The sequence below is a fragment of the Marinomonas sp. genome (assembly GCF_965225885.1).
Classification (GTDB): domain Bacteria; phylum Pseudomonadota; class Gammaproteobacteria; order Pseudomonadales; family Marinomonadaceae; genus Marinomonas.
Window position 1 is genome coordinate 685,898 of record NZ_OZ245329.1, and the last position, 17,272, is coordinate 703,169.

General features: G+C 43.4%; 15 protein-coding genes. 12 read left to right on the forward strand and 3 right to left on the reverse strand.

Going from position 1 to position 17,272, the window contains the following annotated elements; all coding sequences use genetic code 11:
- Positions 1-56 precede the first annotated feature (56 nt).
- The 7 genes from ACO05V_RS03130 (at position 57) to ACO05V_RS03160 (ending at position 9,110) form a co-directional block, all read left to right on the forward strand.
- Positions 57-1,553 carry a PLP-dependent aminotransferase family protein gene (locus ACO05V_RS03130; RefSeq protein WP_421847403.1) on the forward strand — a complete coding sequence of 499 codons (1,497 nt, stop codon included), beginning with the start codon at positions 57-59 and terminating at the stop codon, positions 1,551-1,553.
- A gap of 767 nt (positions 1,554-2,320) precedes the next feature.
- Positions 2,321-3,382, forward strand: a complete 1,062-nt coding sequence (cyoA, locus tag ACO05V_RS03135; RefSeq protein WP_421847405.1) for a ubiquinol oxidase subunit II — start codon at positions 2,321-2,323, stop codon at positions 3,380-3,382.
- Entirely contained in the window at positions 3,382-5,361 is a 1,980-nt protein-coding gene (gene cyoB / locus ACO05V_RS03140; protein WP_421847407.1) for a cytochrome o ubiquinol oxidase subunit I, read from the forward strand. Before cyoA ends, cyoB begins: the two co-directional genes overlap by 1 nt.
- Before the next feature lie 2 nt (positions 5,362-5,363).
- Positions 5,364-5,984: a cytochrome o ubiquinol oxidase subunit III gene (gene cyoC / locus ACO05V_RS03145; protein ID WP_421847409.1), complete on the forward strand. Its 621-nt coding sequence runs from the start codon at positions 5,364-5,366 to the stop codon at positions 5,982-5,984.
- On the forward strand, positions 5,984-6,307 hold the full coding sequence (gene cyoD, locus ACO05V_RS03150) for a cytochrome o ubiquinol oxidase subunit IV (protein ID WP_421847411.1): 324 nt from the start codon (positions 5,984-5,986) through the stop codon (positions 6,305-6,307). The genes cyoC and cyoD overlap by 1 nt, the downstream gene beginning before the upstream one ends.
- Positions 6,308-6,393: 86 nt before the next feature.
- Complete coding sequence (cyoE, locus tag ACO05V_RS03155; protein WP_100636171.1) at positions 6,394-7,284, forward strand: heme o synthase; 891 nt, start codon at positions 6,394-6,396, stop codon at positions 7,282-7,284.
- Positions 7,285-7,445: 161 nt separating this feature from the next.
- Positions 7,446-9,110, forward strand: a complete 1,665-nt coding sequence (locus tag ACO05V_RS03160; protein ID WP_421847414.1) for a tannase/feruloyl esterase family alpha/beta hydrolase — start codon at positions 7,446-7,448, stop codon at positions 9,108-9,110.
- A gap of 12 nt (positions 9,111-9,122) precedes the next feature.
- Here ACO05V_RS03160 and ACO05V_RS03165 read toward each other — a convergent pair whose 3' ends face one another.
- Complete coding sequence (locus ACO05V_RS03165) at positions 9,123-9,872, reverse strand: SDR family oxidoreductase (RefSeq protein ID WP_421847416.1); 750 nt, start codon at positions 9,870-9,872, stop codon at positions 9,123-9,125.
- 196 nt (positions 9,873-10,068) lie between these two features.
- On the opposite strand from ACO05V_RS03165, the gene ACO05V_RS03170 reads away from it, so the two are divergent.
- The 5 genes from ACO05V_RS03170 to ACO05V_RS03190 all read left to right on the forward strand — a co-directional run bounded on the left by ACO05V_RS03170 (position 10,069) and on the right by ACO05V_RS03190 (position 14,969).
- Entirely contained in the window at positions 10,069-10,494 is a 426-nt protein-coding gene (locus tag ACO05V_RS03170; protein WP_421847418.1) for a MarR family winged helix-turn-helix transcriptional regulator, read from the forward strand.
- A 24-nt stretch (positions 10,495-10,518) separates the two neighbouring features.
- Positions 10,519-11,583 carry an HlyD family secretion protein gene (locus ACO05V_RS03175; RefSeq protein ID WP_421847421.1) on the forward strand — a complete coding sequence of 355 codons (1,065 nt, stop codon included), beginning with the start codon at positions 10,519-10,521 and terminating at the stop codon, positions 11,581-11,583.
- 10 nt (positions 11,584-11,593) lie between these two features.
- Entirely contained in the window at positions 11,594-13,120 is a 1,527-nt protein-coding gene (locus ACO05V_RS03180; RefSeq protein WP_421847423.1) for a DHA2 family efflux MFS transporter permease subunit, read from the forward strand.
- 189 nt (positions 13,121-13,309) lie between these two features.
- Positions 13,310-13,918 (forward strand): gamma-glutamylcyclotransferase family protein, encoded by a 609-nt coding sequence (locus ACO05V_RS03185; protein ID WP_421847425.1) that lies wholly within the window; start codon positions 13,310-13,312, stop codon positions 13,916-13,918.
- The gene (locus ACO05V_RS03190) at positions 13,908-14,969 is read left to right on the forward strand and encodes a methyltransferase (RefSeq protein ID WP_421847427.1); all 1,062 of its coding nucleotides are present in this window, start codon (positions 13,908-13,910) and stop codon (positions 14,967-14,969) included. Before ACO05V_RS03185 ends, ACO05V_RS03190 begins: the two co-directional genes overlap by 11 nt.
- 94 nt (positions 14,970-15,063) lie before the next feature.
- Here the strand turns inward: ACO05V_RS03190 and ACO05V_RS03195 are convergent, their stop codons facing one another.
- Together ACO05V_RS03195 and ACO05V_RS03200 are read right to left on the reverse strand one after the other, a co-directional pair.
- Positions 15,064-16,089 (reverse strand): AraC family transcriptional regulator ligand-binding domain-containing protein, encoded by a 1,026-nt coding sequence (locus ACO05V_RS03195; RefSeq protein WP_421847429.1) that lies wholly within the window; start codon positions 16,087-16,089, stop codon positions 15,064-15,066.
- Between the two features lie 9 nt (positions 16,090-16,098).
- Complete coding sequence (locus tag ACO05V_RS03200; RefSeq protein WP_421847431.1) at positions 16,099-17,058, reverse strand: GGDEF domain-containing protein; 960 nt, start codon at positions 17,056-17,058, stop codon at positions 16,099-16,101.
- Positions 17,059-17,272: the final 214 nt, after the last annotated feature.

Here is a 17,272-nt window from a genome sequence, read left to right on the forward strand (position 1 = left end):
TGAAAACTGGCTTCTATAAAAATAGCCAGAATGAAGATAAAAAAGCAGGCCAGATTATGAAGTGCGCGATAGCCAGTTTACGTTTCTCATTAGAGGACGGCACACCCTATTACCAACAGTTGATTGAACAAATCCAACAAGGCATTGTGTCAGGGGAATTATCGGTTGGTGACAAATTGCCCTCCTCACGTTTTTTGGCGGGTTCATTAGGTGTTTCTCGAAGCACCACGTCACGAGCTTATGATCAGTTAATCGCGGAAGGCATTTTAACCAGCGAAGAAAAACGCGGTGTTTTTGTTGCGGCTTTGCCTATGGTGAGTCACCGTACGACGACACAATCCAATTCTTCCTATTTACCTGTTAATAAAGCACCAGTGAAACGAGCGTTTGATGCGGGAGCTGATGTGTCTGTTTTTCCTACCAAGGAATGGGCGGCAAGCATGCGACGTAGCTGGCTCAACCCAGATTTGATGGTACTGGAAGGCGGATATAGCACTGGCTATCCGGATTTAAAAATGGCGATAGTCGACTATTTGTATCGTGTTCGTGGTCTTGAATGCTCAGCAGAGCAAATTATTGTGACGGCTGGCAATCGGGACTCGTTACTTTTATTACAACACGCGATTGCGTCGTTGGGGGATTCTGAAGATTTGCCAATGAAGTGGTGGTTAGAGGAGCCGACTTATCCACCAATTCGTCAGGCCATTCCTTCATATGCTAAAGCGGGTGCTCTTTTGATTGATGAAGATGGGCCTTGTTTGCCAGAGAGTGAACATGTTTCCAATGTGGCGATTGTGACGCCTAACCGCCAATATCCCCTTGGTGTGAGCATCAGTGCAGCGCGACGACAGCAATGGTTGCAAGCACTGCAAAATGATTCTCCAAGCTGGTGGTTGGTAGAAGATGATTACGATAATGAATTTGTCTATCAGGGGCGAAGTAATATGCCTTTTATGCAAACGGCGAGTGTTCATGAAAAGGCTAGAGATCGTGTTTTCTTTGTAGGAAGTTTTTCGAAAGTGCTGTTTCGTGGCTTACGGCTTGGCTTTATTGTCGCCCCGACGAAACATATCGCGGCTTTGCATAAAAGCCAGCGGGTGCTAGGTTCATCAGCGTCCTTGCCTATCCAGCCTGCGGTGGCGGACTTTATGCTTCAGGGACATTTTGATCGGCATGTGAATCGAATGCGTCGGCATTATCGACTTAAACGCGATCTTCTATTAGCACTCCTAGAGAGCCATTTAACACCTTGGTTTGATTGGAAGAAACCTCGTGGCGGAATGCATGTTCTAATTGAATTAAAGCCTAATTGTGCCCCTATGTTAAAAACTGAGATGGCGTTAGATCAGTTTATAGCCCAAGAGTTAGGCTTTGACGATGTGCTGCTTTCAGCTTTGTCTAAGCATTATGTTTATGAACAAAAAACATCTAATAGTGGGCGGCTTGGCTTTTTATTAGGTTTTAGTGGTCCAAAAGAGGAAGAAATGACGCATATAGTGAACATTCTTCAGAATTGGTTGCTTGCGCATTTGCTTGTAAAGAAGGCTGACTAATTGTAAGGAAATCGTCTTAGAAGGGTGCTAATCTCAGTGTCTTAGGGCTAAGTGGCTATAAATTGATCAGGGCAAGAATGTGAATTTTTATAAAAAGACAGTGAAGCAAAGGTGAACAAAGGCTAAACTAGACTTTGTATGGCTGTATAATTTTTGCTATATTTCGCACACTTAAATTCGTATGAAGCGAGTAAAAACGACATTTTCACTTTTGTTTTTATGAATCGGATGGATAAATTGAACAAATTTCAAGACATTCTGCATCATTATATGCGTTCGATATCCAGTATCTTGGTGGATTCTTTACGCCCTGTTATTGCTGTGTCTTGCTTGTTTTTATGTTTCTTTATACTTATTGCCACACCCTCCTCTGTTAATGACCAAAGCGTTATTAATATTGACCCTATTTTTAATGCGGGGCTATTTTATAGCCTCGTTTTTATAACTCTATTATTGGTTAGTTATTGGTTCGTTATGACCAATATCAACCCCGCTCGCCAGAAATTGGCCTTCTCTTTATTTCGTGTATTTGCTCCTAATGAGCAATTGAGTCGTGTTGAGGCACGATGCATGATGAGATGTGGAGCTCCCCTTTTCAGATTTAGGTGATCCAAAAAAGCCATTATCGCGTTAATGTTATTAACTAGGTACTGGTCTTTGTGCTGTTTTCAGTGTGGTGATCTTTACTGAAATACCCGGCTTTTGCCGGATTTTCGTTCTGTTGCTTGATGTTCAAGTGGCAGTTTTGTGAACCTCGGGGTTAGAGGATGATTCTCTTGTTAACTCGTATCCTTAGTAAAGTCGCTTTGGCGCTAATGGTGGGCTTGCTCGCCGGTTGTCAGGGTGGTGTGCTCGATCCTAAAGGGCAAGTAGGTATTGAAGAGAAGCAACTAATTATTGTTGCGACTTTGTTGATGCTGCTTGTTGTGATTCCTGTCATCTTCATGACACTTTATTTCGCTTGGAAATATCGTGAAGGTCGTGACGAAATCTACGAACCTAAATGGTCGCACTCCACAAAAATTGAAACCATTGTTTGGGCTATTCCAATTGTTATCGTGATCATTTTGTTCGTGATTACTTGGAAATCGACTCATGCACTCGATCCTTATAAGCCGTTGAAGTCGGATAAAGATCATATCAACGTTCAGGTCGTTTCGATGAACTGGAAGTGGTTATTTATCTATCCGGATCTTGGTATTGCGTCTGTGAACGAGCTGAGATTCCCAGCAAATGTTCCTGTTGCTTTCCAAATTTCTTCTGAAGGCACAATGAACTCGTTTTTCATCCCTCAATTGGGTAGCCAAATCTATTCAATGGCGGGCATGGTAACTAAGCTTCACTTGATCGCAAATGAACCTGGTACATTTAAAGGTATCTCTGCGAACTACAGTGGACCTGGTTTTACTGGTATGAAGTTCAATGCTATTGCTGAGCCTACGGAGGAAGATTTCTACAAATGGGTAGAAGGTGTGAAAGCTGGCTCTCATGACGTTATTAATAACGGCGTGTTGAATCAAATTTCCTATGACAAGCTTGCTGAATATGACGCAGATCCTCATCACAAGCATGAGGCAACGCCTGTTCAGTATTACAACTCAATTGAGCCAAGTATTTTCATGGATAACGTTATGAAATTCATGAAGGATCACGGCCAAGTTGAATTGCTTAAAGGCACTTCCTTTGAACCTAAAATGATTCACGGTGATTCTAACCATGGCGAGATGAAGCATGGCGAGATGAAGCATGGCGAGATGAATCATGGGGAAATGAACCACGAAGCATCTGAACACTCATCTCACGAGATGCATACGGGGGAAGACAAATAATGTCTATTCTAGGTAAATTATCTTTAGATGCGATTCCGTTTCATGAGCCAATCTTGATTGCGACTTTCAGTGTCGTTGCTCTTGGTGGATTGATCCTTGCATTCTTACTGATTAAGTACAATTTGCTTGGTACTTTGTGGAACAACTGGTTAACGTCAGTTGACCACAAACGCCTTGGCGTCATGTACATAGTGCTTGCTCTTGTCATGCTGCTCCGTGGTTTTGCGGATGCTGTTATGATGCGTTTGCAATTGGCTTTGTCTACTAATGGTGGGGAAGGTTACTTACCTCCTCATCACTATGACCAAGTCTTTACGGCTCACGGCGTTATCATGATCATCTTTATGGCGATGCCATTCATGATTGGTCTGATGAACATTATTTTGCCTTTGCAGATTGGTGCTCGTGACGTAGCGTTCCCATTCCTAAACAACCTTAGCTTCTGGCTAACGGCTGGTGGTGCGATTCTAGTTAACATTTCTCTATTCGTAGGTGAATTTGCTAAGACAGGTTGGGTGGCTTATCCACCTCTAGCTGGTTTGCAATTTAGTCCGGATGTGGGGGTTGATTACTACATATGGGCACTACAGATATCCGGGATAGGGACGACCTTAACCGCTGTTAACTTCTTGGCAACAGTGTTTAAAATGCGTGCTCCTGGCATGAAATTGATGGATATGCCGATCTTCACTTGGACCTGTACTTGGGCCAATATCTTGATTGCTGCATCATTCCCAATTTTGACAGTGACTCTTGCTCTACTTACTCTTGACCGTTACCTAGACTTCCACTTCTTTACGAATGATGGCGGTGGTAACTCAATGATGTATATCAACTTGTTCTGGGCATGGGGTCACCCTGAGGTGTACATCCTTGTACTTCCAGCATTTGGTATCTTCTCTGAAGTTGTGTCTACCTTTACAGGTAAGCGCTTGTTCGGTCACAAATCTATGATTTGGGCGAGTGGTGCGATTTCTGTACTTGGTTTCATTGTATGGCTTCACCATTTCTTTACCATGGGTTCCAGCGCTAACGTAAACGCCTTCTTCGGTATGGCGACTATGGTTATTGCGGTTCCAACGGGTGTGAAACTGTTTAACTGGTTGTTTACAATGTATCGTGGTCGCCTTCGTGTGACAGTACCGATTATGTGGACGCTTGGTTTCATGGTGACTTTCACTATCGGTGGTATGACTGGTGTACTTCTAGCATTGCCAGGCGCTGACTATGTGTTGCATAACAGCTTGTTTTTGATTGCCCATTTCCATAACACCATCATTGGCGGTGCGGTATTTGGTTATCTAGCTGGTTTTGTTTTCTGGTTCCCGAAAGTGATGGGCTTCACACTTAATGAAAAATTAGGTAAAGCGGCTTTCTGGTGTTGGTTGGTTGGTTTCTTCTTAGCCTTTATGCCTTTGTACGTTCTAGGCTTCTTGGGCATGACGCGCCGTCTAAACCATACAAATAATCCAGATTGGAACATTTGGTTGTACATCGCTTTGGTTGGTGCTTTTGTCATCATGGCCGGTATTATTTGCCAGTTGCTGCAATTGTACGTCAGCTTCCGCGATCGTAAAGACAACATGGACACGACTGGTGATCCATGGAATGCGCATACTCTAGAGTGGGCAACATCTTCTCCACCACAGTCTTATAACTTTGCGGTTATTCCAACTGTTTCTGATATCGATGCGTTTACCGATATGAAAGAGAAAGGTGAAGCTTATGTTCGTAAGGATAGCTATGCACCAATCCATATGCCTAAAAATACAACTGCAGGTATGTTGATTTCTGGTTGCGTAACGGTAATGGGCTTTGCATTGATCTGGCACATTTGGTGGTTAGCAGCGCTTGGTTTGTTCGGTAGCTTTGTATTCCTTGTTATCCGAGCTTACACCAAAGACGTTGATTACTACGTTCAACCAGATGAAATTGCTCGTACCGAAAATGCGTATCTAGATAGCGTGGCTAAGGGGTAATCATGAGCACGACACATATGAATACACACGACGCTCACGACGAGCATCACGAGCATCACGACCACGATCCAGCACCACATAATGTGTTTGGGTTCTGGCTATATCTAATGACGGACTGTTTGTTGTTCGCTACCATTTTTGCTACTTACGCTGTGCTCTTTATGAACACAGCGGGTGGTGTTTCTGGTAAAGATATTTTCGAGTTGGATTTCGTTCTTGTTGAAACTGCATTACTACTTGTTTCAAGTATTACTTACGGTTTTGCGATGATCCGCGCGCACAAAAAAGATAAAAAAGGCACCCTTTCTTGGTTGGCTATTACTTTTCTTTTGGGCGCTGGCTTTATCGGCATGGAGCTTTACGAATTCAATCATTTGATTGTTCACGGAAACGGTCCTCAAGCGAGCGCGTTCTTGTCTGCCTTCTTTGCCCTTGTGGGTACTCATGGCTTACACGTAACAGCAGGTTTGATCTGGATGGCTATCCTGATGATCGAATTGATTGTCTCTGGTTTTGGTAGCCGAACTGTCACTCGCTTAAGCTGCTTAAGCTTGTTCTGGCATTTCTTGGATGTTATCTGGATCTGTGTTTTCACCGTTGTTTATCTGATGGGAGCGATCTAATGAGCGATCATTCTTCTGAAGCGAATTCACACGGCAGCGTTAAGTCTTACGTAACCGGCTTTGTTTTATCTGTTATTTTGACAGGTATTCCATTCTGGATGGTAATGACAGAGGCGTTTGATAAAGGTCCAACTTACATAACAATTATTTTGTTAGCCATTGTTCAGATCTTTGTTCATTTGAAGTATTTCCTTCATTTAAACTTCTCTTCTGACCAAGGCAAGTTAGACGCTTATTCTTTCTTGTTTGCTTTAATGATTATTGTGATGGTTGTGGCGTTATCCGTATGGATTATCTACGCTTCCAACGCAATGATGATGTAAGCAGAGTCATTTGATGATTATGCGGACTTCTTTCATTAAAAGTTTTTCCATGATAAGGAATGTGTGTCCAATGGGAGCCTATAAAGATGTTTAAGCGTTATCTTCAGGTAACAAAGCCTGGCATCATTATGGGCAACCTCATCTCTGTTGCGGGGGGCTTCTTTTTAGCCTCTCGTGGCGAGATTGACTGGATTCTTATGCTAGCGACAGTGGTTGGTTTGTCGTTAGTGGTTGCTTCTGGCTGCGCCATTAACAACTATATTGATAGAGATATTGATGCAAAAATGCAGCGTACGCGTAACCGCGTGACGGTGAATGGTGAGATGTCAGGTAAAGCGGCGTTTTTCCACGGTATTGTGTTAGGTGTTATCGGTTTTGCTTTGCTGTCGTTTTTCACGAATTGGGTCGCGGTTGCTTTTGCCGTATTCGGTTATGTGGTTTACGTCGGTTTATACACTATGTATTTCAAGCGTAAGTCTGTATATGGGACTTTTGTGGGTAGTTTATCTGGTGCTGTTCCGCCGGTTGTGGGGTATTGCGCCGCAGCAGGTCAGTTCGACGCTGGTGCTGCTATCTTGCTTACTATGTTTTGTATTTGGCAAATGCCGCATTCCTATGCAATCGCTATTTTTCGCTACAAAGATTACGAAGCGGCAGGGATTCCTGTTTTGCCAGTGTCACAAGGTATTGCGAAAGCAAAACGCCATATAATTCTACATATTGCTGCCTTTGCGGTAGTTGCAGCGCTTTTGCCGCTGACTGGTTATGTTGGGATTGGCTTTATGGTTGTTGCTCTGGCTACCAGTCTTTGGTGGCTTGCTATGGCGTTACGAGGCTACCGTCCCGGTATTGATGTGAATGGGTGGGCGCGACAAGTGTTCTTCTTCTCCATTATCACGGTAACGGCGCTTAGTGTGACCATGGCATTGGATTTTAATGAAGTTTCTCCAAATTTATTGGTGTTTGCTGCCCATTAATCCAAGCTTTTCAAAACGGGCTTTTTAGCCCGTTTTTTATTTCCTTCCTGTTTGTCTCTATAACTTTCTATTTTTCCCATTATTCGTTATTTTGAAAGCTTGCCTGTTGAACTTTATGCCGATGAATATGTTTAGCATCAAAATCAAAAAGGATGATGAAAATGAAAGCGCTTTTAACCTATCTGGCTCCAGTGATTGCACTTTTTGTTTTAGGAAGTGGCAGTGTTTATGCTGAGCCATATCGTTGCCATGCTTTGCTAAAGAATTCCCCAGAAGGGGTTAAAATTACAACCTTAATGATGTCGCCTGATAAGGAAGTAAATAGCCCTTATTGCAAGGTGACGGGAGTAATGGCGCAAAGGATTGGAAGTGATGGTAAGTTTTATTCTATTCGGTTTGAATTGCGACTTCCCAATAATTGGCAGGGCAGGTTTGCTTATCAATTTAATGGAGGTGTTGATGGTGACGTTAAGCCTGCCTTAGGAAAAGTGACTGGGCTTGCGAATTCTGAATATGCGATTAATCAAGGCTTTGCCGTTGTTTCAAGTAATGGAGGTCACGATGCGCAAGCCAATCCAGAAGCGGGTCTGGCTGGCCCAGCGGTATTTGGTCATGACCCTGAAGCACGCCGTGACTATGGCTATGCTGCGGTGCAAAAGTTGAATCCCATTGCTCGTTACTTGACTGAAAGCTATTACGAATCACCCATTAAATATTCTTACGGTCTTGGTCAGTCTAATGGTGGCCGTATGGCGATGGTTGCAGCAACTCGTTTCCCTTATATGTTTGATGGTTTATTAGTGGGTTATCCCGGCTTTAATCTACCCAGAGCTGCTTTACAGCACGCTTGGGATATTCAGGCGTTGCATCGAGTAAACGACGATATTAGCCAATCGTTAACAAAACGAGATTTGAAAATCTTTGCAAAACGTATTCTTGATCAATGCGATGCCTTAGATGGTATTAGTGATGACATGGTGTTTGCGGCTGATGCTTGTCAAAAAGTTTTTGAGCCCAAATCTTTGGTTTGTAAGAGTAAGTTTGATCGTGATTGTCTATCGCTAAACAAAGTGGCAGCTTTAATTCGTATGCATACAGGACCTCACAACTCGCAAAATCAAGCTTTGTACACTGATTGGGCTTATGACACGGGAATTAACTCAAATAACTGGCGCATGTGGAAAGTTGAAAGCATGATCTCAGATTGGAGCAATAAGCCGATAAGTGTGGTGATGGGGGCTGCTTCATTAGCGCATATATTCACAACGCCTTATACGAATGTGGCGGGGAATATTTATTCATTAGAAAACTATTTGCTCAAGTTTGATTTTGATACAGACGCACCAAAAATTTACGCCACCAATAGCCAATTTAAAGAATCGGCGATGACTACGATGACAACACCTGAGGCGGCTAAACCAGAGCTGACAGCGTTCCGACAGCATGGTGGAAAAATGATAATCTTCCATGGTAACAGTGATCCTGTTTTCTCCGTGAAAGACACCACGCGTTGGTATGATTTTTTGGATTTCATGCTTGCAGGCCGAGCGCATGAATTTGTACGCTTATACCGTGTTCCGGGCATGCCTCATGGTCAAGGTGGGCCCTCGGCGGATCAATTCGATATGCTTCAACCCTTGATTTCATGGGTAGAAAAGAAACAAGCTCCTCAATCTATAGTGGCTGCCACACGAGCGAAAAACCCAGAAATTACTGCTCGTATGGCTGGTATGACGCGCCCTTTATGCCCTTACCCATCTTACGCAAAATACAACAAAGGTGACTTTCTTAAGGCGAGCTCTTTTCAGTGTGTTGTCGCTAAATAATCTGCTTTTAAGTTAACGACCGCCACCGACATCAATAAAACCACCAGTGGAATAGCTGGATTTATCACTGAGTAACCAGAGAATCGCCTCCGCGACTTCTTCTGGTTGCCCGCCGCGTTGCAATGGCAGATTGGGTCCGATACGATCCACTCGCCCTGCTTCGCCACCATCGGCGTGCATGTCGGTATAAATTAATCCCGGTCTGACCACGTTAACTCGAATGCCATCGCCTGCGACTTCCAAGGCAAAGCCTTTGGAAAAAGAGTCTACCGCTCCTTTGCTTGCCGCATAATCTACATACTCATTTGGCGAACCATAGACAGAGGCGAGAGAGGATACGTTGACGATAGCGCCGCCTTGACCGCCGCGGCTCAGCGCCATGTCTTGAAAGGCTTCTTGGCAACATTGCATAGTGCCAAAAACATTAGTTTGAAAGATACGTTGCCAGCGTTCTGGTTTGGTGTCCACAAAACGAGCTTGTTGGTCTAACACGCCAGCGCTATTAACCAATGCTTTAATCGGCCCCCATTCACGTCTAATCGTTGAAAACATCTCGGCAACTTGTTGAACGTCACTTATGTCAGCTTTTACACAATGAGCCAATCCATCAGAAGCCATAATATCTGAAACGACTTTTTCAGCAGAAGTCGCATCTTTTCGATAGTTAATAACGACTCGATAACCTTGCTGAGCAGCGACTTTCGCTGTTGCTGCGCCAATGCCTCTTCCGCCGCCTGTGATCAAAAGTATTGGTAATTCCAAGTTACTCTCCTTGTTGTTTTTTTATCATAGCTTGACACCATAACCTGCCATAACAAGCAAAACCAGTCGAATTATGATCAAAAATGATGCTTTTTAAGTACTTGATTAAGGAAGTATTAGGCATATTTATATCTTCATATTGAATATAGTAAGCAACATATATAATAATCATCAGATATTAAATTTGGTGATTTGAATGCAAACAAACAATATCGGTTTTCTCTTAACAGACATTATTCGTCTGATGCGTAGGGAATATCTAAAAAGCGAATTATGTATGACGCCCATGCAAGCTCGGGCGTTGGTATATGTCTCTCATTATGAAGGTATTCGTCAGGTGCAATTAGCTGAAATGCTCGACATTCAGCCAATCACACTCGCCCGTTTAATCGATCAATTGGCGGAAGATAATTTGGTCGAGCGTCGTCCCGACCCAAAGGATCGCCGTGCCTATGGATTGTATTTAATGGAGAAGTCGGCGCCATTGTTAGAAAAAATTGATATTGAAGTTAAGCGAGTTCGTGAAAAGGCGTTGCAGGGATTAACCGAAGATCAAATACATGCTCTTCAAGACGCGCTTTCTGTTATGCATACAAATTTATCAACTGATTCGTCCTTATAGAATTTACCTGGGGAAAAACCGGAAATGAGTGAACAAGAAACCAATCCATCCGTGCCAAAGCAAGTGGAAAAACGCACCACTCGTCGCGTTTTATTAGTGGCATTGCCTTTAGTGGTCGTTTTAGCTTCCGTGTTTGTTTACATGAAAGGCGGCCGCTATGTTGAAACAGACAACGCCTATGTCCAATCGGATATCACAACAATCAATGCCGAAGTGTCTGGTGCGATTCAAACGATAGCCGTCAAAGAAAACGAAAAAGTCTCCAAAGGTCAGTTGTTATTTAGTATCGATGCCACGCCATTTAAAGTAGCAGAAGCCAAAGCTCAAGCGCAACTTCAGCAAGCTCGATTGAATATCTTGGAGCAAAAAGCCGCTTACGAAGAGAAAAAAGCGGAAATAAATCAGGCTGAAAACCAATTTGCTTTTAACCAACGTGAAGAAAAGCGTCAGGCGAATTTGTTAAAGCAAAAGTTTATTTCTGACACTCAGTTTGACCAAGCCAAACAAGCTGCTGAAGTCAGTGAGTTAAGCGTTGCGACATTGAAGAAAGACTTGTTCCGTTTGAAAGAAGCGCTAGGCGGAGATCCAAGCGCGCCATTGGAAGACCATCCTAGTTATCAAGCCGCTCAAGCCGCATTGGATCAAGCACGTATTAATCTTGGTCATATTGAAGTGAGAGCACCAGCCTCAGGCGTGGTAGCAAAAGTTCCTAATAGTGGTGAATATGTCACGGCAGGGTCAACCACCATGGTTTTGGTGTCTGATGAGCAACAATGGATAGCCGCTAACTTTACTGAAAAAGACCTGACTTATGTTCAGCCAGGCCAAGACGTTGAGGTCGAAGTGGACGCTTATCCTGGTGTGTCATTACATGGCAAAGTGGAAAGTATTAGTCCTGCGACGGGTTCTGAATTCTCTGTTATCCCAGCAGAAAATGCGACAGGTAACTGGGTGAAAATTGCTCAACGCCTTTCGGTAAAAATTCTTGTCGATGCCGATCAAAATACGCCGGTATTGCGTACAGGTTTTAGCTCGAACGTGACAATAGATACAGAACATCAGCGCCGTTTATTCGGTTTAGCTTTGTGAGGCAATAGATATGGCTGTTACGCAAAGCCTAAAAACGGAGGACGCGGGCACCAATCGCATTATGATCACGATATCCGTGATGCTAGCGACTATCATGCAAGCATTAGACACGACTATTGCCAACGTGGCGTTGCCACATATGAAAGGCGCAATGGGAACCACCCAAGATCAGATTTCTTGGGTGTTGACGTCTTACATTGTGGCTGCAGCGATTTGTATGCCGCTAACGGGGATTTTGTCCGCGAAAATTGGCCGTAAGCGCTTATTTATGTGGTCAATTGTGGGCTTCACCGTGTCGTCTATTTTATGTGGTGCGGCGCAGTCGTTAGATCAAATCGTGTTGTTCCGTTTGCTGCAAGGTGTGTTTGGCGCGAGCTTGGTGCCTTTGTCTCAATCTGTCTTGCTGGATACTTACCCTAAAGAAAAACATGGTTCAGCAATGGCCATGTGGGGCGTTGGCGTTATGGTTGGGCCAATCTTAGGGCCTTATCTTGGTGGCTTGTTGACGGAATATTACAGCTGGCGTTGGGTGTTTTATATCAACGTGCCATTTGGCATTATTGCTTGGCTTGGTCTTGCTGGTTTCTTAGAAGAGTCAAAACTTGATAAGAAACGCAGCTTTGATATGTATGGCTTTGTACTGCTCGGTGTTGCCATTGGTAGCTTACAAATGATGTTAGACCGAGGCGAGTCGCAGAACTGGTTTGCGAGTTTGGAAGTCACCATAGAAGGCTTGTTAACCGTCGTTTGTGGTTCGATGTTTTTAGTGCATATTTTTACTCACAGCCATCCCTTTATCGATCCGAAAATGTTTCGTGATAGGAACTTCAGCGTCGGCATGGTGTTCATTTTCATTGTTGGCATTATTTTGCTGTCATCCATGGCATTGCTACCGCCGTTTATGAGTTCATTAATGGGGTATCCTGTTGTTGATATTGGCGCGATTTTGGCCCCGCGAGGCTTTGGCACCATGGCAGCGATGATTATAGTCGGCCGCTTTGCGAATAAAATTGATGCCCGATTGTTTATCACATTGGGCTTGGTGCTGATTACTTACTCTATGTGGGAAATGACCTTATTTACCACAGACGTCACGGCATGGGACATTATTCGAACGGGCTTGGTGCAGGGAACGGGTTTAGGCTTTATTTTTGTGCCTTTATCTACCATAAGCTTTGCGACACTAGATCCTAAATATCGTAACGAAGGCACGTCTATGTTTAGCTTATTAAGAAACATTGGCAGCAGTATCGGTATTTCAGTGGTGACAACCTATTTGGCACAACGAACGCAGATTAATCATGCGGCGTTTGCCGATTACATTAATCCCTTCAGCCTTGGATTACAGATCGCACAAGAACAGGGTGCTTATAATACGGCAACGACCGCAGGGCTTACGGCACTAAATCAAGTAGTTACTGGACAAGCGGCAACCTTGGCGTATTTACAAGATTTTCGTTTGATGATGTGGGTGACGGTTGCAGCATTGCCTTTGGTGTTTTTGTTAAAAGGTAAATCAAAACAAGCCACAGTATAGTAAGCGTTGATAATCCGATAAAAACAGCAAAAAGCTCTGATTTTTCAGAGCTTTTTCGTTTTGTTGAACTTCTTTGTCTACCTTCCTTCTTTCGATCAATGAAGACATAAGCTAGTACTGTCTAAAGCCACACGTTATCATGCGAGTTATCTGGGGATTTGATTTGGCACGTTTTGTTTGGGGGCAGCTATGAGCGCATTAGATCGACACTTTATTTTAGGCTATGGCAGCCTAATTAATGGTGAAAGCCGTGCGAAAACGGGCGAAACAGGCAAAGTCTGGCCTGTTAAGCTACATGGATTTGAGCGTCATTGGTCTGTGATGACAGATGAACATGGTATGAGCTCTGTTGCGGTTATTCACGCACCAGAAAAAGCCTGCAATGGTGTATTAGTCGAAGTGCCTTATGATCAATTTCCCTTATTTGATGAGCGCGAGAAAGGCTATCAAAGAGCCGTAATCGACGCCAAGCAATTAACAACCTATCAAGATCATTCTTTGCCAGAAGGCACTTATTGGGTTTATCACACGGATGTTGTCATTGAACCTCACCATGAGTGTCCTATCGCATTAAGTTATCTGGATGTCATTTTGTCTGGTTGCTTAGAACACGGTGATGATTTTGCACAAGATTTTCTAACATTAACCAAAGGCTGGGCATCGCCTTTGTTGAATGATCGAAAAGCACCGCGTTATCCGCGAGTGCAACCAGAACTTCCTACTGAGCGTTTGAATACTTTATTAGCGCCTGTAACCACCTTATCTATTAAAGAGCTATCTGTAACTTATGAATCTTAACTCGACGAGCCAATTATTGGTGCGCAACGAAGAAGAATTGGTCGGCAAAATTCTATTTGCTAACCCTGAAGACACCTATCCACTTGATCTAAGCAGAAAAGCGGATGTGTATGCTTGGTGCCAATCTAAAACCTTTTATGATGCTTTGTTGCGAATCGGCTTTGCGGATGAAAAACTGTTTTTGTCTGAGCAATGGGCGTTAGAGAATGGCAGCGATTTTGATCACATAGTAATCTATCAGCCTAAAGCCAAAGAGTTGTTGGATTATTTGCTTGCGGTGGTTTTGCCGCTTCTAAAAGACGGTGGTCAAATCTGGCTGGTGGGCGACAACAAAAGTGGCGTTAAATCATCTATGAAGCGCCTAGAAGCGGGATTGGATGAAATAGGCAAGCGTGATGGCGCTAAACATAGTTTGCTTTACACCGGCTACAAGCGTCGTCCTGCTAAACCATTTGTATTTGAAGATTGGATTGTGACTTGGACACAAGAAGTCGCAGGACAAACATTAACTTTGTGTAGTTTGCCGGGCGTTTTTGGTCACGGCAAATTAGATAAAGGCACGGATATTTTATTAAACCAGCTTAATCAGCATCGCTTTATGAGTGACGTTGCTAGTGCTCGATTACTCGACTTTGGTTGTGGTGATGGCATCATCGCTCTTTGGTTACATAACAAAACGGGCGCGCGCATTACAGCACTTGATGATAGCGTCTTGGCGTTAAAAGCCACAGAATTAACCTTCGCTGCGAATCAGGTTAGCGACGCGGTGACAGTGATCGCGTCCAATGGCTTAGAGGAAGTGAAAGGTCGCTTTAACTATGTTGTCACCAATCCACCATTCCACAGTGGCGTGAATACCGATTACAGCATTGCTGAAAGCTTCTTTATGACGGTTAAGCAACACCTTACCTTAAACGGTGAGTTGTTTGTCGTTGCTAACGACTTCTTACGTTACCCACCTATTCTAGACGCTGCGTTGGGCTCTCATACTCGTTTGTATCGAGACAAAGGCTTCGCGATTTATCACGGTCGTCAACCGAAGAAGAAATAACGATATCAATAAATTACTCTTGTGAACCTGTATTATGATTGTCGTTCGCAAGAGTAGTTTCTTTTCAATATTATTCTTTTTATCCTATTTTAGGTTAAGACAGCTGCCAGCGTTTGAACGAACGCCTAAAATTACTCACATCGTAAAAGTTTAGATATTCTGCCACTTGTGCTTCGTCGTATCCCAACTCATTGATTAAGTTAATCGAGACCTGTTGTCTTGTCTGGTCACATAGCTTTTGATAACTGGTGTTGTGGGCCTTTAGTTTGCGTTTTAAGGTAGCTGGACTGAGGTTGAGGATATCGGACATTTGTTCCAGACTAGGTAACGATTGAATCTGAGCATTCAGTTGGTTTTGTACCAGACTCAGTAAACTTTGTTGACCATCAAGCCTTGATAAGTTTTGTCTCGCGTCTTCTAAGGCAAGCTGAAAAAGTGTTGGCGAGGCCATTTTCCAAGGAAGGTCTAAATAGCGTTCTGGGATAGAAATTGTAGTGAACGCCTGAGAAAAATACCGTTTTTGACCAAGAAATACATCGTACTCAGATTGATTGTCCGGCGCAGGATAATCAAAGCAGAAAGACCAAGGTAAGGGGTGTTGTGATAACCAAGACGTCAACGAGGCAATGGCCGTGACCGTCATTTCCTTTAAAAAGAGAGCGAATTTTGTGTGTTTTTTACTTAGCAAGGTCGTTGAAAGCACTCCAAAAACATCGATAAAGCCGACATTAAGTTGCTCTTTATATGTTCTTAATTTGGGAGCTAATAGTGGAAAGAGTAAAATGGAAAACTCGTCCATGAAGGCCAGCGCATGACGCAAGCTTGGGGCATTCTGTAATCCACTGGACAGACTGCCGAAATGTCCCGGCAACATGCGTTGTCCAAATAAAAAGGCCAAATCATGGCTATTGGGTAATTGGCTGGCGTTATCGCAAAGTTGGGCAAATTGTTCTGGGCTAAAGTGCTTCGAGCCAGACGCAACATCCTCGTAAAAGAGTCCTGTTTTGCGTAAAAAGAAATCGGGCTTTATGTCTCGAGCAATCAGCAAATCCATCAAGATGACAGATTGCTGATGGGCTAAGAGGTAACGATCTTGTCTTTCTAACCAGAATCGAGTCATGGCTTAGGCTTACCCAAAGGTATTTGATTGCACGAGTTTGTGTTGGTTTGAGAGCGCTAGGATTGCTTGTTTTAATAAACTATCTGGTGCTTTCATCGAATTGTCTGCCATCACTAAAACCATCATGGCGTGTGCCGAAACGCCATGCTCTGAATCTTTAATGGAAAAATAAAATTGGTCGATGAAAGCTTTAAGTCGGTCTGCTTTCTGTTGAGCGAGAGTCTGGTCGACGTTTTTCATCACGATGGCAAATCTACCTCCGGCCAAATGACACAGCACATCTTCTTCACGCAATGCCAATAACATAAGTTCACTCATGACTACCAAAAAGCGATCTGCTTCTCGTCCACCATAGCGGTAACTAATTTCAGAAAACGGCGCGATGTCAATTAACACGAGCGCATGCTGTTGCCAGTTGGCTTTTTCTTTGGCAAACGCGTATTCCAGCTGAGCGTTTAAATGTGCAAATTTTGGTAAGCTGGTGGTGTGATCTAACGTGGTTGTGTTGTGATAAATAGCCTGACGCTTCAGCAAATAGCGATCTATTTGACCTTGTTCCTTGCGCCATAAGCAAAAAGCAATGGTCAGTGCAAGCAAGCCAATGGGCAAAGATTCGACCCAACTGTCCCACGTGTATGGGAGCGGTAAATGCACCCATTCATCAAGGAAGTCTTGAAAATTAGACGCGAAAATTCCAATAAATCCTGCTGCGAACCAATTGGTTACTTGCCCAGCGGGGCGCATTGATAGTACTAGAAGCAACCAAATCACCACGCATAATGACGACGCCCCTTCGCCAATAATATCGACCCAAGCCCAAGTGGATGGCGGCTTTAGTTCACCTTGTGAAAAATTCAGAGTCAGCAACAATAGAAATACAAAGACTAACAAGGTAAGCCAAATTTTGTGGCGCATTATTTTTTGAACGTTATCAATACAAGCGTAACGCCACCGATAAAACCAATCCATTATGGAATCTGCCTTTTTTTAATACAGTCGAGTTAGTATGTGACGTATTTATTACAGAATGAGGTCATAAAGTCCGATTAGCTCATAGCAAATGATGTTTATTCAGATAATTAGCGTTATGGCAGTAATTTTCCACCAAGAAACCGCGATTTAAGCCAGTTGGGCTTTCGTCCTTAAAGCTCATATATGGGCAGATCATCGTCAAATACACGCA

What these genes read in the sequence shown, in the direction of transcription:
- ACO05V_RS03130 (WP_421847403.1), top strand. Translation starts at nt 57, where the DNA reads ATGAAGTGCGCGATAGCCAGTTTACGTTTCTCATTAGAGGACGGCACA.
- cyoA (WP_421847405.1), top strand. Translation starts at nt 2,321, where the DNA reads ATGATTCTCTTGTTAACTCGTATCCTTAGTAAAGTCGCTTTGGCGCTA.
- cyoB (WP_421847407.1), top strand. Translation starts at nt 3,382, where the DNA reads ATGTCTATTCTAGGTAAATTATCTTTAGATGCGATTCCGTTTCATGAG.
- cyoC (WP_421847409.1), top strand. Translation starts at nt 5,364, where the DNA reads ATGAGCACGACACATATGAATACACACGACGCTCACGACGAGCATCAC.
- cyoD (WP_421847411.1), top strand. Translation starts at nt 5,984, where the DNA reads ATGAGCGATCATTCTTCTGAAGCGAATTCACACGGCAGCGTTAAGTCT.
- cyoE (WP_100636171.1), top strand. Translation starts at nt 6,394, where the DNA reads ATGTTTAAGCGTTATCTTCAGGTAACAAAGCCTGGCATCATTATGGGC.
- ACO05V_RS03160 (WP_421847414.1), top strand. Translation starts at nt 7,446, where the DNA reads ATGAAAGCGCTTTTAACCTATCTGGCTCCAGTGATTGCACTTTTTGTT.
- ACO05V_RS03170 (WP_421847418.1), top strand. Translation starts at nt 10,069, where the DNA reads ATGCAAACAAACAATATCGGTTTTCTCTTAACAGACATTATTCGTCTG.
- ACO05V_RS03175 (WP_421847421.1), top strand. Translation starts at nt 10,519, where the DNA reads ATGAGTGAACAAGAAACCAATCCATCCGTGCCAAAGCAAGTGGAAAAA.
- ACO05V_RS03180 (WP_421847423.1), top strand. Translation starts at nt 11,594, where the DNA reads ATGGCTGTTACGCAAAGCCTAAAAACGGAGGACGCGGGCACCAATCGC.
- ACO05V_RS03185 (WP_421847425.1), top strand. Translation starts at nt 13,310, where the DNA reads ATGAGCGCATTAGATCGACACTTTATTTTAGGCTATGGCAGCCTAATT.
- ACO05V_RS03190 (WP_421847427.1), top strand. Translation starts at nt 13,908, where the DNA reads ATGAATCTTAACTCGACGAGCCAATTATTGGTGCGCAACGAAGAAGAA.
- ACO05V_RS03195 (WP_421847429.1), bottom strand. Translation starts at nt 16,089, where the DNA reads ATGACTCGATTCTGGTTAGAAAGACAAGATCGTTACCTCTTAGCCCAT.
- ACO05V_RS03200 (WP_421847431.1), bottom strand. Translation starts at nt 17,058, where the DNA reads ATGGATTGGTTTTATCGGTGGCGTTACGCTTGTATTGATAACGTTCAA.